Consider the following 13,960-nt stretch of genomic DNA (forward strand, 5'->3'; position numbering starts at 1 on the left):
CTTACTCCTTGGCCGTCAGGTTCACTACACGGTTGCTGCGGTCCACAGGCCGTACCGCCTGGCCCTCGCGCAGTACATGGCCACCGGCGGCAACCACCCAGTCGCCGGGGGCAAGGCCCTCGAGCACCGGTACGCTGTCGCTGCCGTAGGCGCCCAAGCGCACCACTGCCCGCTCCAGGCGGCTGTCCTTGTTCACCCGCCACACGTAGGCCTGGCCGTTTTCCGCCGTCACAGCCGACAGCGGTACCGCCAGCGGGATCTGGCCTTCATGGGCAATGAATACCCGGGCGCTCTGGCCCAGCTCGGCCGGTGTGGCCGCCGTGGCAAAGGCGATACGCGCCGCGAAGGTGCGCGAGCGCGGGTCGGCAGCCGGTGACAGCTCGCGAATGCGCCCCTGGAAACGCTCCTGCGGGTGCGACCACAGCTCCACGCTTACCGGTTGGCCCACGGCAAAGCGGGCGAACTGCTGCTCCGGCAGGCCGATGGCCACTTCCCGCTCGCCATCGGCGGCGAGGGTGAACACGGTCTGCCCGGCGGCGACCACCTGGCCCACTTCAACCTGGCGCTTGGCAATCACCCCGGCCTGCGGCGCACGCAGCACGGCGTACTCGGCCTGGTTGCCGGCCACGTCGAACTCGGCCTTGGCCTGCTTCAAGCGGGCAAGGCCTGCACGGTAGAGGTTTTCGGCGTTGTCGTACTGCGAGTGGCTGACCATCTGCCGCTCCAGCAGCTTCTGGTAGCGGTCGCGCTCGGCACGCACCAGCGACAGGTTGGCCTCGGCGGCCGCCATCTGGGCGCGGTTGGCTTCCAATTGCAAGCGCACGTCTTGCGGGTCCAGTTCGGCCAGCGGCTGATCGGCCTTGACCCGCTGGCCCTCTTCGACCAAGCGCTTGCTGACCTTGCCGCCAATGCGGAAAGCCAGCTCCGGCTCGAAGCGCGCACGCACTTCACCGGGGTAACTGTCGGCAGCGGCTGCGGCCGGCTGCGGCTGCACCACCAGCGCCGGGCGGGGCGCGGCAGGTGGGGCGGCTTCCTGGCCGCACGCCGCCAGAAACAGCACGGCGGCGGCGGGCAAGGCGATGGACAAGGCATGGCGCAACATGATGAATCCTTTCGCGGTGGGCACTTCGAATATTTGTACTGGCGGGTATATTAAGTCAGCCGAGCGATGGCGTGAAGCCAGCGTTACAAAGAAATCCTGGCGCTTTTCCAACCGCTACCCGCTGTTGTTCGGCCCACAGCCAATCAACAACTTGCCCTGTCCCGCCACAGCCCGCAAACCGCGAAACACGCCGCAAACCCCGGCCCCCGTGCGTTTCTGCGCTCGGCACGACCTGTGCAATCACCGGGTACATACCCCTCCTTCATGTACCTGGAGTATTCCGATGACTGCCCTCGAACAACACCTGCCCGTCCCCGCCAACGGCACCGACTACGCCACGCTTGCCGCACGCTTCAGGCCCATCTTCACCCGCATTGCCGATAGCAGCGTGGAGCGCGAGCGCAACCGTACCTTGCCCCATGCACCTATCCAGTGGCTGAAGGAGGCCGGCTTTGGCGCCGTGCGCGTGCCGGTCGAGCATGGCGGTGGCGGGGCATCCTTGCCGCAGTTGTTCCAGTTGCTGATCGAGCTGGCCGAAGCCGACTCCAACGTGCCCCAGGCCCTGCGCGGCCATTTCGCCTTCGTCGAAGACCGCCTCAATGCCCACGCCAGCGCACCGCAGGATGTCTGGTTCCAGCGTTTTGTCGCCGGTGATCTGGTGGGTTGTGCCTGGACCGAGATCGGCGCAGTGAAGATTGGCGATGTCATCACCCGCGTTTCGCGCCTGGGTGAGCAGTGGGTAGTCAACGGCACCAAGTACTACAGCACTGGCAGCCTGTTCTCCGACTGGATCGACCTGTTCGCCCGGCGCGAGGACACCGGCGCCGATGTAATCGCTGCCATCCGCACTCAGCAGCCCGGTATCCGCCAGAACGATGATTGGGACGGCTTCGGCCAGCGCACCACCGGCAGCGGTACTTCGGTGTTTGAAAATGCCGTGGTCGAGGAAGAGAACATCATCGATTTCGCCACCCGTTTCAAATACCAGACCGCGTTCTACCAACTGGTGCTGCTGGCGGTGATCACCGGCTCCGGGCGTGCAGCCGTGCGCGACTTCGGCCAGGAAACCAGCAAGCGCACACGGGTATTCAGCCATGGCAACGGTGCTGCCGTCAGCCAGGACCCACAGGTGCTGCAAGTGATCGGCAAGGCCTCGGGCCAGGTGTATGCCGCCGAAGCTGCGACCCTGCGTGCCGCCGAGGCCATCCAGCAGGCCTACCTGGCACGCTTCGCCAATGATTCGGCCGCTGAGCAGCAGGCCAATGTGGTTGCCGAGCTGGAATCGGCCCAGGCGCAAGTGGCCACCATCGATCTGGTACTGCGCGCCACCAGCGACCTGTTCAATGCCTTGGGCGCTTCCACCACCAGCACCAGCCGCCAGCTCGACCGCCACTGGCGCAACGCCCGCACGGCGGCTTCACACAACCCGGTGATCTACAAGGAGCGGATTATCGGCGACTGGCAGGTGAACGGTACCGAACCACCGTATGTATGGCAGATTGGTGGGGGTGCCAAGCAGTCCTGAGTCATCGACTGGGGCTGCTGCGCAGCCCCGGGTATTTCAGACAGGTTCGGCTTGACGGGCAAGGTCGCGGTAGCCAGCGGCCGGGTGGCTGGCCGGCAGCCGTGGGCCGTCGCCGAACAGTTTCTCGCGCAGGGTGCCGGGGCGGTACTCGGTCTTGTAGGCGCCACGTTGCTGCAGCTCGGGCACCAGCAGCTCGACCACATCGCGGAAGGTTTCGTGGGCCAGGGCATAGGTCAGGTTGAAGCCATCGACATCGGTTTCTTCGACCCAGGCCTGCAGTTCGTCCGCCACAGTTTGCGCACTGCCGACGATCAGCGGGCCAAAGCCGCCAATGCCGACCCAGTCGGCCAGTTCCTGCACCGTCCACTGCTTGTTCGGGTCGGCGGTGGAAAACGCCTCCACAGCCGATTGGATGGCATTGGTGTGGATATGCTCCAGCACCTGGTCGGGCTGGTACTCGCTGAAGTCGATGCCAGTCCAGCCAGAGATCAGCGCCAGGGCGCCTTCGTAGCTGGCGTAACTTTTCAACTCCTGCCATTTGGCTTGGGCCTTGGCGTCGGTTTCGTCGACTATCACCGTCTGCATGTTGAAGATCAGCACCTTGCGCGGATCGCGCCCTGCCTCGGCGGCCCGGCGACGAATGTCGGCCACGGTCTTTTTCAGGATGACCTTGGAGGGCGCGGCGACGAACACGCACTCGGCGTGGCCCGCGGCGAAGTTTTTACCACGGCTGGACGCCCCTGCCTGATACAGCACGGGAGTGCGTTGCGGGGACGGTTCGCACAGGTGTATGCCCGGAACCTGGAAGTGCTTGCCCTGATGACGGATCTCGTGGACTTTGCGCGGGTCGGTGAACAGGCCGGTCTCGCGGTCGCGCACCACCGCACCGTCCTCCCAGCTGCCCTCGAACAGCTTGTACAGCACCTCCAGGTACTCGTCGGCGTAGTCGTAGCGAGCATCATGGTCGCTCAGCGCCTTCTGTCCCAGGTTGCGTGCACCGCTGTCGAGGTAAGACGTGACGATGTTCCAGCCGATGCGGCCCTTGGTCAGGTGATCCAGGGTCGATAACCGACGGGCGAACGGGTACGGGTGCTCGAAGGTGAGCGAGGCGGTCAGGCCGAAACCAAGGTGCTCGGTCACCAGTGCCATCGGGGTGATCAGGGCCAAGGGGTCGTTCACCGGCACCTGGGCCGCCTGACGGATGGCCGCGTCGCCATTGCCGCCCAGCACATCGTAGATGCCGATCACGTCGGCGATGAACACACCGTCGAACTTGCCGCGTTCCAGCAGCTTGGCCAGGTCGGTCCAGTAGTCCAGGTCCTTGTATTGCCAAGCGCGGTCCTTGGGGTGGCGCCACAGGCCGGGCGACTGATGGCCGACACAGTTCATCTCGAAGGCGTTCAAACGAATTTCACGTGGCATGGGGACTCCTGTTCAATAGGCTCGGCACCCTTGTCAGGCACCCTTGATGCTCTATCAACACGATTCATGCCAACAAAATAATGCTTATAAATCAGTAATTTATTTAAAAACACAACAACCTGGTGCCTGAACGACGACATCACTGTCGATCAACTGTCGGCTGGCGGACAGCAGGCAATGTGACCGGGTTTTAGCCGGATCGCGCTTGACCCGTTAAGATGGTGATTCTTCAACCAGATGCAGACCACAATGTCCAACGACGCACCCATCGGCCCGGGCCGGCCCAAGGACCTGGCCAAGCGCGAGGCGATTCTCGAAGCGGCCAAGACGCTGTTCCTCAGCCTTGGCTACGCCAACACCAGCATGGATGCGGTCGCTGCGGCGGCAGGTGTTTCAAAACTTACCGTGTACAGCCACTTCACCGACAAGCAGACCCTGTTCTGCTCGGCGGTCATGGCCACCTGCCAGATCCAGCTGCCAGACCTGCTGTTCGAGTACCCCGAGGGGGCACCGGTGGACGAAGTGCTGCTGACCATTGCCCGTGGCTTCCAGGCGCTGATCAGCAGTGACGAGGCGGTCAAGCTCAGCCGCCTGATCATGGCCCAGGGCAGCCTGGACCCGAGTTTTGGCGAGTACTTCTACGAAGCCGGACCCAAGCGTGTGCTGGCCGGGATGGAAGCGCTGCTGCGCGGCGCACATGAGCGCGGGCTGCTGCGCGTCGACAACCCGTTGCGAGCGGCGGAGCACTTTTTCTGCCTGGTCAAGGGTGCCCCGGATTACCGCTTGCTACTGGGGTGCGCAGCACCACTGGAAGGGGATGAAGCCGAGGCGCATGTGCGCGAGGTGGTAGGGGTGTTCTTGCGGGCATTCAAACCCTGAGGCAGCAGGCTGACTGTACTGAGCCTATCGCTGGCAAGCCGGCCCCCACAGGTAGAACGTAAAGCTGTCAGGCGATGCAATCACTGTAGGAGCGGCCTTGTGTCGCGAAAGGGCCGCAAAGCGGCCCCGGCAATTTTCGCGTGAGCGCCAAAATCCTGGGGCTGCGTTGCAGCCCTTTCGCGACACAAGGCCGCTCCTACAACGACCGCGCTTGCCGGTCAGATTTCAGGAATCAGGCTTTCAGCGCTTTCTTCGGGTAAATGTCATACCGGCTCGACTTGCCTTCCAGGCTATGGCTGGGCTTCGGCCCGTCGATGATCGGCGCCTTGCGCGGGCGCTTCACCACCACCCGGTGGCTGGCCAGCGCCAAGGCTGCTTCGAGCAGGGCCGGGGCATCCAGGTCATCACCCACCAACGGCCGGAATACGCGCATTTCTTTTTTCACCAGCGCACTCTTGTCCCGGTGCGGGAACATCGGGTCGAGGTAGATCACCTGTGGTGGCTCGCCTTCCCAGGCGCGCATGCGCTCGATGGCGTTGCCGGTCAGCAGGCGCATGCGCCCGACGATCGCCCCCACTTCTTCATCCGCGCGAGCCCGTGCCAGGCCATCCTCCAGCAGCGCGGCAATCAGCGGCTGGCGTTCGATCAGGGTCATCTGGCAGCCCAGGCTGGCTAGTACGAACGCGTCCTTGCCCAGCCCCGCCGTGGCGTCCAGCACTTGTGGCCGCACGCCTTGGGCAATGCCCACGGCCTTGGCGATCATTTGCCCGTTGCCACCGCCAAACTGGCGCCGGTGCGCGGCCTGGCCTTCAACGAAGTCCACCCGCACCGGCCCAGGCGCCTGGGGCCCCAACTGTTGAATCTGCAAGCCATCAGCGCCAACCTGCACGGCGAAATCAGCGGCCTCGTCGTGCAGCGGCAGCTCCAGGCGCTCAGCCCACGCAGCGGCTTGCGCCGCAAATTCAGCCGACAACGCCTCGACCCGGATACCTGTGCCCTGCTCTTCCATCACATACACCTGAAAATTGAACCCCGCCATTAATGTATCGGCCGTCACAGCCGATACAGGCAATATCCCGCTATTCTGCCAGAGCACAACGCGCGCGACTGCCATGTCAGATACTCTTCCCATCGGCTTGACCTATTTGTCGCCAGTCGGCAACTACAGTCAGCACAACACCCAGGCACTCGGGGGCGTCAGCCACCTGTGGCAGGATTTTTTTGCCCGGGCCATGGCCGAGCAACAGGAAGAGCCGGTAGACAGCGTCAGCCAGTCGTTCGCGCAATACGACCAGGACAGCGGCGAACCCGTCGGCGGTGCGCGTGCGCTGGCCATGATCGACGCCCAGCGCGCCTGCCCGGTGCAAGACACCGTGGTGGCACCACCCGAACCGCTGTTCCTGCCCAAGGCAGAGCTTGAAGCCAAGTTGCTGCCACCGGCCCCCGAGCCGTTCAGCGCCATCGAGCTGATCGAGCAGCAACGCCAGCTGGACATCAACAACAGCTGGCTGCGCCCCGTCGTGATGAACCAGGGCCAACCGCTTGCCGAGCCCGGCCCAGGCCCTGCTCCGCGCTCGCTGTTCCTGCCCATCGCCGAGTTCGAGACCAACCTGCTGGACCCAGCACCCGAGCCGTTCGACCATGCCACCCTGGCCAAGCAGCAGAACGACCTGGAGTTCGACATGCACTGGGCGCGCCCGGTGGTGCTGAACAACGTGCGCGTTCACGCCTGAGGCTAACGGCAGATCTGCCAGCGCCCCATGTCCATGTGATAGTGATTACGGTGCGCGGCGTTGTAGTCCGGGCCAAGCACCGTGCTGAAACTCTTGCAAGCCGCCTGCTGCACCTGACGCAAGAACTCCGCCTTCTGCCCACCCGCCTGCCAGTCACGCGCCAGCACGATGCGCTGACCGTCCTGCAAGCGGAAACCGCTTATATCCAGCGCATTGGCCGTCGCGTGCTGGCTCAAGCGGCCTTGCTTGCGGTGGTAGACATTGCGGCAGGCAAAGCTGCCCAGGTGATCGACTTGCGCCACGGGTTGGCCCAGTAACCGCTGCGCCACCGGTTGCAACCCATGCTTCTCGAACAGCGCATAGGCCACCGCCAACGGGCAACTGGCCAGGAAGCTGCTGCTGAGCCGCGCCTGGCCGCCGTCAATGCGCCAGATATTTTGCAGCAGGCAGTCGGCCGAAGCCTGACTGTCAGCTTGTGCCCGGTAGCGCAGTTGGCTGGTTTCAAGCGCTTGACGGCACAACGCCGGGTCATCGCGCAAGCGCGACAGCTTGTACGGCGTCAGCAGGTTGGGCGGCTGGCGCACGTCCAGCGGCGCCCACGGGTTCCATGCGCCAGGCAAGCGCCAGCCGAGGTGCCAGGCCAGGCCCGCCAATAGCAGCAGGCCGGCCAACAGCGCCAGCACTGCCCTCATCAGCGGCGAAACAGGTCGTTGAGCTGAGCGAACGGCAGTGCCTGCTCACCATAGCCGAACGTGCCCTCATCACGAATTTCCAGCGCGGCCCGGTGCAAGGCCCCGAGTGCAGCACGGGCCAGCGACGAACCAACACTGATACGGCGCACCCCCAGGTCCTGCAACTGGTTCACGCTCAGCGGCACGCCCGCCATGCCCATCAGCACATTCACCGGGCGCGGTGCGACGGCTTGCACCACCGCGCGCACTTCTTCCACCGTGCGCAGGCCGGGGGCGTACAGCACATCGGCGCCGGCCTCGGCATAGGCTTGCAGACGCAGGATGGTGTCGTCCAGGTCCATGCGGCCGTGCAGCAGGTTTTCTGCCCTGGCGCACAAGGTGAACGGGAATGGCAGGCTACGCGCCGCCTGCACAGCGGCGCGCACACGCTCCACGGCCAACCCTAAATCGTAGATGGGCGCATCACTGCGGCCACTGGCATCTTCGATGGAGCCACCGACCAGGCCGACTTCGGCAGCACGCAGGATGGTCTGGGCACAGGTTTCAGGCAAGTCGCCAAAGCCGTTCTCCAGATCGGCGGCCACCGGCAACGCGGTGGCATCGACGATCTCGCCGGCATTGTCCAGGGTATCGTCCAGGCTCAAGGCGCCTTCGGCGTCTGGCCGACCCAGGCTGAAGGCCAGGCCCGCACTGGTGGTGGCCAGCGCTTCGAACCCCAGGCTGGCGAGCAACTTGGCAGAACCGGCATCCCACGGGTTGGGGATGACGAACGCGCCTTCGCGCGCGTGTAGCGCCTTGAAAGCTTCGGCTCTCAGGGTTTGCACGTCCATGGTTCAACCTCCGGCAGTCAGGGAAAGGTCAGAGTAGCCCCAGTTGTTCGACCTCGGGCGCACGGGGCAATTCCGGCAAAGGTGCAAGGCCCGGTAGGCGTGCCATCAGCCGCTGGTGAAAGCGCTGAGCCAAGGCGGCTGCCAAGCGGTTGTCCGATGTGTGCAGGAAGATGTACGGGTTGCGGCCCTCCTCGATCCAGCCAGCAACCTTGTCTACCCAGGGCGTAAGGAAGGTTTCGTTGGCCTGCAGTTCGGGATGGCCAATGAAGCGCACCTGCGGATGCTGGCTGAAGGCGGCCGGCCGTGGCGGCACCTTGGGCTTCTTGGACTGCGCATGCAGCACGGCAGGGTCGCGGGAGGTGCAACTGAACAGCGCACGCGGGTCAAGGCAGATACGTTCGACGCCACGTTCGTGCAGCAGGCGGTTGAGCAGCCGCTCTTCCTCCCCCTTGGCGAAAAAGGCCTGGTTGCGCACTTCCACCGCCACTGGCACGGCAATTTCATCGAGGAAGTGGCATAGCTCGCCCAGGCGTGCAGGGCCGAACTGAGCCGGAAGCTGCAGCCAGTAGGGCGATACGCGCTGGCCCAGCGGGGCCATCAGCCGGGTGAAATCGAAGGCAGGCTCAAGCTGATCGCGCAGGTCGCCCTCGTGGCTGACGTCCCTTGGAAACTTGGCGGTAAAGCGAAAGTGCGCGGGCATCACCTGCGCCCAGCGGGCAATGGTGCCGGGGGCGGGGCGTGCGTAGAAGGTGGTGTTGCCTTCGACGGCGTTGAACACCTGGCTGTAGAAGCCAAGCATTTCATTGCTGCTGGCGTCGGCAGGGTACAAGTAGTCGCGCCAGGCGTTTTCGCTCCATGACGGGCAACCGAGAAAGTAAGGCAGTGGGGATGGACTCATCCACTAAATGTACAGGTCGAGCCCCAGTACTTCCATGTCCCAGTCGTTAAAACCGGCGGTGCTCAGGTAGCTGGCCAGCGCGGTGGCAGTGCGGCGGTCACGGGCGCGGGGGAAGACCATGTCCTGCTGGCGGGCTGGCAGGCCACCGCTGCGGCGGCGGGCGGTGGCTTCCTGCGGGGCGGTTTCGGCCTCCTCGACCACCTCGGCATCGTCGATGGCCTCGTCACGCACCGCTGCCTTGCGCGGGGCGCGCTTGACCGGATAGGACTGCGAGGAGAAACCGTCGATACGCATGGCATGAGCACTCAGGACCAATGATGGCAATTTAGCAGCATCAGAGTTCCGTCGCTAATGCTTGAGTGATAACTGGACCACAGATCGCACAAAAGGTTTTAGCGTGATCGGCGATAACCGACGAACAGCACTCAGTGCTTCTTGGGCGTAGCTACATTATCGCGCAGATACACCGGTTGCGCCTGCTCGGCGACGATTGCCTCGCCACGTGCCCAGGCAAAGGTCGCCAGGCTGAGCACGTCCAGGGCATTGGGCAACGCGCCAGGGTTGCTGGCCGCCACCTGCACCGCCAGCCGCTCTGCGTAGCCCCACCCGGTGCCGGCACCGAACCACTCGCCATTGCTGCCCGCCGGCAGAGCCACCTGCTCAGGCGGCAATACCGCCTCACGGCCGACCAGGCGCATTTCGCCCGCCGTAGCCTGGTAGCAGCCCCAGTACACTTCATCCATGCGCGCATCAATGGCAGCCGCCACCTGCTGCACGCCCTGCTCGCGCAACGCACCCTGGGCCAGTGCGGCCAGGTTGGACACCGGCAGCACCGGGCGCTCGAGGGCAAAGGCCAGGCCCTGGACCACGCCGATGGCGATGCGCACACCGGTGAACGCACCTGGGCCACGGCCGAAGGCAATGGCATCCAACGCATTCAGTGCCACGCCAGATTCGGCCAGCAGTTGCTTGATCATCGGCAGCAGCTTCTGGGCATGCATGCGCGGGATCACCTCGTAATGGCTGGTTACCTTGCCGTCATGCAGCAGCGCGACGGAACAGGCTTCGGTGGCGGTATCCAGGGCCAGCAGGGTGGTCATCGAACGGGTATCCAGGTGCGAATGAAAAGAGCGGCAGTATAAACGACAACGGCCCGCAAGCGGGCCGTTGTCGATGTGCGTCAATCCAGGATCAGCTCAGGGCTGCCAGGACCTTGGCAGTGATGGCGTCGACCGAACCGACACCTTCGATGTGGCTGTACTTCGGCTTGCCAGCATTGGCGGCCGACAGCTTCTGGTAGAAGTCCACCAGCGGCTTGGTCTGGGTGTGGTAGACCGACAGGCGATGGCGAACGGTTTCTTCCTTGTCGTCGTCGCGCTGGATCAGGTCTTCGCCAGTGACGTCGTCCTTGCCTTCCACTTTCGGCGGGTTGTACTGAATGTGGTAGGTGCGGCCCGAGGCCAGGTGCACACGGCGGCCAGCCATGCGGCCGACGATTTCTTCGTCATCCACGGCAATTTCGACCACGGCGTCGATGTCGACACCAGCAGCCACCATGGCTTCGGCTTGCGGGATGGTGCGTGGGAAGCCATCGAACAGGCAGCCGTTGGCGCAATCAGGCTGGGCAATGCGCTCCTTGACCAGGCTGATGATCAACTCGTCGGAAACCAGCTGGCCGGCATCCATGACTTTCTTCAGTTCCAGGCCCAGCGGGGTGCCGGCCTTGACGGCGGCACGCAGCATGTCACCGGTGGAGATCTGAGGGATACCGAACTTTTCGGTGATGAACTTTGCCTGAGTACCTTTACCGGCCCCGGGAGCTCCCAGCAGAATTACGCGCATCTCGTGCTCCTCAAATTTTTTTATGAAATTCAATGGATTCGGCAACCAGGGCCAAGTCCGGAAAATCGGGTATGACCATAAATCGGTCAGAAGGCTGCTCAAGATACACAGCGCTCGGCAGCCAGACAAGCGTCCCAAAGTTGCAGGAATGCGCCACTTGCGGCTCAGCAGACTGGCGGTTGCGCCCGGCGCAACCACCCTCCCCGTCCTTGTGCCGGGCCTGCCCGGCACTCGCCAGGCATGGCCCGGGCATGCCCTCAGCCGGTGTTGCGCAACCCGGCGGCAATACCCGCCACGGTCACCAGCAAGGCCTGCTCCAACGGGCTGTCCAGAGCGGCTTCGCGGCTGCGCGAGCGAGCCAGCAACTCGGCCTGCAGGCGGTGCAGTGGGTCCAGGTAGGTATTGCGCAGGCTGATGAATTCCAGCGTCTCGGGGCTGTGCGCCAGTAGCACCGGCTGCCCGGTCAGGCCCAGCACCACCTGGCACGACTGCGACAATAGGTCGCGCAGGTGCGCACCTAAAGGAAGCAAGTGCGGTTGCACTAGACGTTCGTCGTAGGCCTCGGCAATTTGCGCATCGGCCTTGGCCAGCACCATTTCAAGCATATCGATGCGGGTGCGGAAGAACGGCCACTGCTCGCGCATCTGCGCCAGCAACTCACCCTGGCCACGGGCCAAGGCGTTGCTCAGTGCGGTCTCCCAGCCCAGCCAGGCCGGCAACATCAGCCGGGTCTGGGTCCAGCCGAAGATCCATGGGATGGCCCGCAGGCTTTCGATGCCCCCGGCGCGGCGCTTGGCCGGGCGGCTGCCCAGCGGCAGGCGCCCCAGCTCCTGTTCTGGCGTCGACTGGCGGAAGTACTCGACGAAATCGGGGTTCTCCCGCACCACGCTGCGGTAAGCCTTCACACCATCGGCGGCCAACTGGTCCATCAACTCGCGCCAAGCCGGCTGCGGTGGCGGAGGTGGCAGTAGTGTGGCTTCGAGTACGGCCGCCAGGTACAGGTTGAGATTTTGTTCGGCGATACCCGGCAAGCCGAACTTGAAACGGATCATTTCGCCCTGCTCGGTAGTGCGAAAACGCCCCGCCACCGAACCCGGTGGCTGCGACAGAATCGCCGCATGCGCCGGGCCACCGCCGCGCCCAACGGTGCCGCCACGGCCGTGGAACAGCAGCAGCTCGACCTGATGCTCGGCGCAGATTCGCACCAGATTTTCCTGGGCACGGTACTGCGCCCAGGCAGCGGCGGTGGTGCCAGCGTCCTTGGCCGAGTCCGAGTAACCGATCATCACTTCCTGCGGGCCACGCAGGCCGGCGCGATAGCCCGGCAGGCCGAGCAGGCGCTGCATCACCGGGCCGGCGTTGTCGAGGTCGGCCAGGGTTTCGAACAGCGGCACCACGCGCATGGGGCGAGTCAGGCCAGCTTCCTTGAGCAGCAGTTGCACGGCCAGCACATCCGAGGCGGCACCCGCCATGGAGATGACATACGAGCCCAGCGAGGCAGCCGGCGCGGCGGCGACTTCTTTGCAAGTGGCCAGCACTTCGGCGGTATCCGCCTGCGGTTTGAAATGCGCAGGTAACAGCGGCCGGCGGTTTTTCAGCTCGGCCTGGAGGAACCCGATGCGCTGCTCTTCGTCCCAATCGGCATAACGCCCCAGGCCCAGGTAATCGGTGATCTCGGTCAGCGCATCACGGTGGCGGGCAGCGTCCTGGCGCACGTCCAGGCGGCCCAGGAACAGGCCGAAGGTAACGGCGCGGCGCAGGCAGTCGAGCAGCGGCCCCTCGGCGATCACACCCATGCCGCAATCATGCAGCGACTGGTAGCACAGCTCCAGCGGCGCGATCAGGTCGCGGTTATCCACCAGCACCTCGGCACCGGCCGGCTGGTTGCTGGCCAGGGCCGAGTGCGCCCAGGCTCGTGTCGCCCGCAAGCGGTCGCGCAGTTGCTTGAGCACGGCGCGGTAAGGCTCGGCACTGTCGCCGACCCGTTCGCGCAGGGCGTCGTTGGCCTGCTGCATCGACAGCTCCGCAGCCAATGCATCGATGTCGCGCAAGAACAGGTCGGCGGCCATCCAGCGCGCCAACAGCAGCACTTCGCGGGTGACGGCAGCGGTCACGTTGGGGTTGCCATCACGGTCACCGCCCATCCACGAGGCAAAGCGGATTGGCGCGGCCTCCAGCGGCAGGCGCAGGCCAGTGGCCTCCAGCAGGGCCTTGTCGACCTTGCGCAGATGGCTGGGGATGGCGTGCCACAGCGAATGCTCGATCACTGCGAAGCCCCACTTGGCTTCGTCTACCGGCGTGGGGCGGGTGCGGCGGATTTCTTCGGTGTGCCAGGCTTCGGCGATCAGCCGGCGCAGGCGTTCGCGAACCTGCTGGCGCTCGGCCGGGCTCAGGTCGCGGTGGTCCTGCGCGGCCAGTTGGCCTGCAATGGCGTCGTATTTCTGGATCAGCGTGCGGCGGGCTACCTCGGTGGGGTGAGCGGTGAGCACCAATTGGATGTCGAGCTTGGCCAGTTGTCGGGCCAAGGCATCGTTGCTGTGGCCAGCCTGCTTCAGACGCGCCAGCAACTCAGGCAACACCCGCGCTTCGAAAGGCTCGGGCTGATCGGCGTCGCGGCGGCGGATCAACTGGTACTGTTCGGCCATGTTGGCCAGGTTGAGGAACTGGTTGAAGGCCCTGGCCACAGGCAACAGGTCGTCTTCGGCAAGGTCCGCCAGGGTCGAGCTCAGTTGCTCACCGGGGCCACGGCGGTCGGCCTTGGCACTGTGGCGAATGTCCTCGATCTTCTGCAGGAACGCATCACCGTGCTGCTGGCGAATGGTTTCGCCAAGCAGTTCACCCAACACATGGACATCTTCACGCAAACGCACATCGATATCGGTCATTGGCCCTCTCTTTGGCGCGGCTCTGGCGCACTCCTGTACACAGCTCTGTCAAAGAGTGCCCCTTGCCGCGCAGCCATGGCAAGCCGTGATCGGTCAAAGCAAACTAAAGTGAAAGCACAGCACTCCCATGCCATGCAGCCTTAGCAGGCGTA

General features: G+C 64.5%; 13 protein-coding genes. 3 read left to right on the top strand and 10 right to left on the bottom strand.

From position 1 onward, the window contains the following. Position 1: 1 nt before the first annotated feature. Positions 2-1,102, bottom strand: a complete 1,101-nt coding sequence (locus APH35_RS11410; protein ID WP_012270811.1) for an efflux RND transporter periplasmic adaptor subunit — start codon at positions 1,100-1,102, stop codon at positions 2-4. Positions 1,103-1,385: 283 nt separating this feature from the next. On the opposite strand from APH35_RS11410, the gene APH35_RS11415 reads away from it, so the two are divergent. Next, positions 1,386-2,627, top strand: a complete 1,242-nt coding sequence (locus tag APH35_RS11415; protein WP_060514822.1) for an acyl-CoA dehydrogenase family protein — start codon at positions 1,386-1,388, stop codon at positions 2,625-2,627. Between the two features lie 36 nt (positions 2,628-2,663). On the opposite strand, the gene APH35_RS11420 is transcribed toward APH35_RS11415, so the two are convergent. Beyond that, a complete protein-coding gene (locus APH35_RS11420; RefSeq protein ID WP_012270809.1) occupies positions 2,664-4,049 on the bottom strand; it encodes an LLM class flavin-dependent oxidoreductase in 1,386 nt (461 codons plus the stop codon). Between the two features lie 237 nt (positions 4,050-4,286). Here APH35_RS11420 and APH35_RS11425 point away from each other — a divergent pair, with 237 nt between their 5' ends. Further along, positions 4,287-4,928 carry a TetR/AcrR family transcriptional regulator gene (locus tag APH35_RS11425; protein WP_012270808.1) on the top strand — a complete coding sequence of 214 codons (642 nt, stop codon included), beginning with the start codon at positions 4,287-4,289 and terminating at the stop codon, positions 4,926-4,928. A gap of 232 nt (positions 4,929-5,160) precedes the next feature. On the opposite strand, the gene APH35_RS11430 is transcribed toward APH35_RS11425, so the two are convergent. Then, positions 5,161-5,937, bottom strand: coding sequence for a class I SAM-dependent methyltransferase (locus tag APH35_RS11430; protein ID WP_012270807.1), 777 nt, complete (start codon positions 5,935-5,937; stop codon positions 5,161-5,163). Positions 5,938-6,040: 103 nt separating this feature from the next. Here APH35_RS11430 and APH35_RS11435 point away from each other — a divergent pair, with 103 nt between their 5' ends. Next, entirely contained in the window at positions 6,041-6,661 is a 621-nt protein-coding gene (locus APH35_RS11435) for a hypothetical protein (protein ID WP_060492679.1), read from the top strand. 2 nt (positions 6,662-6,663) lie between these two features. Here APH35_RS11435 and APH35_RS11440 read toward each other — a convergent pair whose 3' ends face one another. The 7 genes from APH35_RS11440 to ppc form a co-directional block, all read right to left on the bottom strand. Then, the gene (locus tag APH35_RS11440; RefSeq protein WP_060514823.1) at positions 6,664-7,353 is read right to left on the bottom strand and encodes an extensin-like domain-containing protein; all 690 of its coding nucleotides are present in this window, start codon (positions 7,351-7,353) and stop codon (positions 6,664-6,666) included. Beyond that, on the bottom strand, positions 7,353-8,183 hold the full coding sequence (locus APH35_RS11445) for an isocitrate lyase/PEP mutase family protein (protein WP_012270804.1): 831 nt from the start codon (positions 8,181-8,183) through the stop codon (positions 7,353-7,355). Before APH35_RS11445 ends, APH35_RS11440 begins: the two co-directional genes overlap by 1 nt. 28 nt (positions 8,184-8,211) lie before the next feature. After that, positions 8,212-9,081, bottom strand: a complete 870-nt coding sequence (locus APH35_RS11450) for a DUF72 domain-containing protein (RefSeq protein WP_012270803.1) — start codon at positions 9,079-9,081, stop codon at positions 8,212-8,214. Positions 9,082-9,084: 3 nt separating this feature from the next. Further along, on the bottom strand, positions 9,085-9,375 hold the full coding sequence (locus APH35_RS11455; RefSeq protein WP_012270802.1) for a hypothetical protein: 291 nt from the start codon (positions 9,373-9,375) through the stop codon (positions 9,085-9,087). 131 nt (positions 9,376-9,506) lie between these two features. Continuing rightward, positions 9,507-10,181 carry a tRNA (adenosine(37)-N6)-threonylcarbamoyltransferase complex dimerization subunit type 1 TsaB gene (gene tsaB / locus APH35_RS11460; RefSeq protein ID WP_012270801.1) on the bottom strand — a complete coding sequence of 225 codons (675 nt, stop codon included), beginning with the start codon at positions 10,179-10,181 and terminating at the stop codon, positions 9,507-9,509. A 91-nt stretch (positions 10,182-10,272) separates the two neighbouring features. After that, the gene (adk, locus tag APH35_RS11465) at positions 10,273-10,923 is read right to left on the bottom strand and encodes an adenylate kinase (RefSeq protein WP_012270800.1); all 651 of its coding nucleotides are present in this window, start codon (positions 10,921-10,923) and stop codon (positions 10,273-10,275) included. A 257-nt stretch (positions 10,924-11,180) separates the two neighbouring features. Next, the gene (gene ppc / locus APH35_RS11470) at positions 11,181-13,808 is read right to left on the bottom strand and encodes a phosphoenolpyruvate carboxylase (RefSeq protein ID WP_060492682.1); all 2,628 of its coding nucleotides are present in this window, start codon (positions 13,806-13,808) and stop codon (positions 11,181-11,183) included. Positions 13,809-13,960 lie beyond the last annotated feature (152 nt).

The organism is Pseudomonas sp. NBRC 111132, assembly GCF_001320565.1.
Lineage (GTDB): Bacteria > Pseudomonadota > Gammaproteobacteria > Pseudomonadales > Pseudomonadaceae > Aquipseudomonas > Aquipseudomonas putida_P.

What these genes read in the sequence shown, in the direction of transcription:
- APH35_RS11410 (WP_012270811.1), bottom strand. Translation starts at nt 1,102, where the DNA reads ATGTTGCGCCATGCCTTGTCCATCGCCTTGCCCGCCGCCGCCGTGCTG.
- ppc (WP_060492682.1), bottom strand. Translation starts at nt 13,808, where the DNA reads ATGACCGATATCGATGTGCGTTTGCGTGAAGATGTCCATGTGTTGGGT.
- APH35_RS11450 (WP_012270803.1), bottom strand. Translation starts at nt 9,081, where the DNA reads ATGAGTCCATCCCCACTGCCTTACTTTCTCGGTTGCCCGTCATGGAGC.
- APH35_RS11455 (WP_012270802.1), bottom strand. Translation starts at nt 9,375, where the DNA reads ATGCGTATCGACGGTTTCTCCTCGCAGTCCTATCCGGTCAAGCGCGCC.
- APH35_RS11440 (WP_060514823.1), bottom strand. Translation starts at nt 7,353, where the DNA reads ATGAGGGCAGTGCTGGCGCTGTTGGCCGGCCTGCTGCTATTGGCGGGC.
- APH35_RS11435 (WP_060492679.1), top strand. Translation starts at nt 6,041, where the DNA reads ATGTCAGATACTCTTCCCATCGGCTTGACCTATTTGTCGCCAGTCGGC.
- adk (WP_012270800.1), bottom strand. Translation starts at nt 10,923, where the DNA reads ATGCGCGTAATTCTGCTGGGAGCTCCCGGGGCCGGTAAAGGTACTCAG.
- tsaB (WP_012270801.1), bottom strand. Translation starts at nt 10,181, where the DNA reads ATGACCACCCTGCTGGCCCTGGATACCGCCACCGAAGCCTGTTCCGTC.
- APH35_RS11445 (WP_012270804.1), bottom strand. Translation starts at nt 8,183, where the DNA reads ATGGACGTGCAAACCCTGAGAGCCGAAGCTTTCAAGGCGCTACACGCG.
- APH35_RS11415 (WP_060514822.1), top strand. Translation starts at nt 1,386, where the DNA reads ATGACTGCCCTCGAACAACACCTGCCCGTCCCCGCCAACGGCACCGAC.
- APH35_RS11420 (WP_012270809.1), bottom strand. Translation starts at nt 4,049, where the DNA reads ATGCCACGTGAAATTCGTTTGAACGCCTTCGAGATGAACTGTGTCGGC.
- APH35_RS11430 (WP_012270807.1), bottom strand. Translation starts at nt 5,937, where the DNA reads ATGGAAGAGCAGGGCACAGGTATCCGGGTCGAGGCGTTGTCGGCTGAA.
- APH35_RS11425 (WP_012270808.1), top strand. Translation starts at nt 4,287, where the DNA reads ATGCAGACCACAATGTCCAACGACGCACCCATCGGCCCGGGCCGGCCC.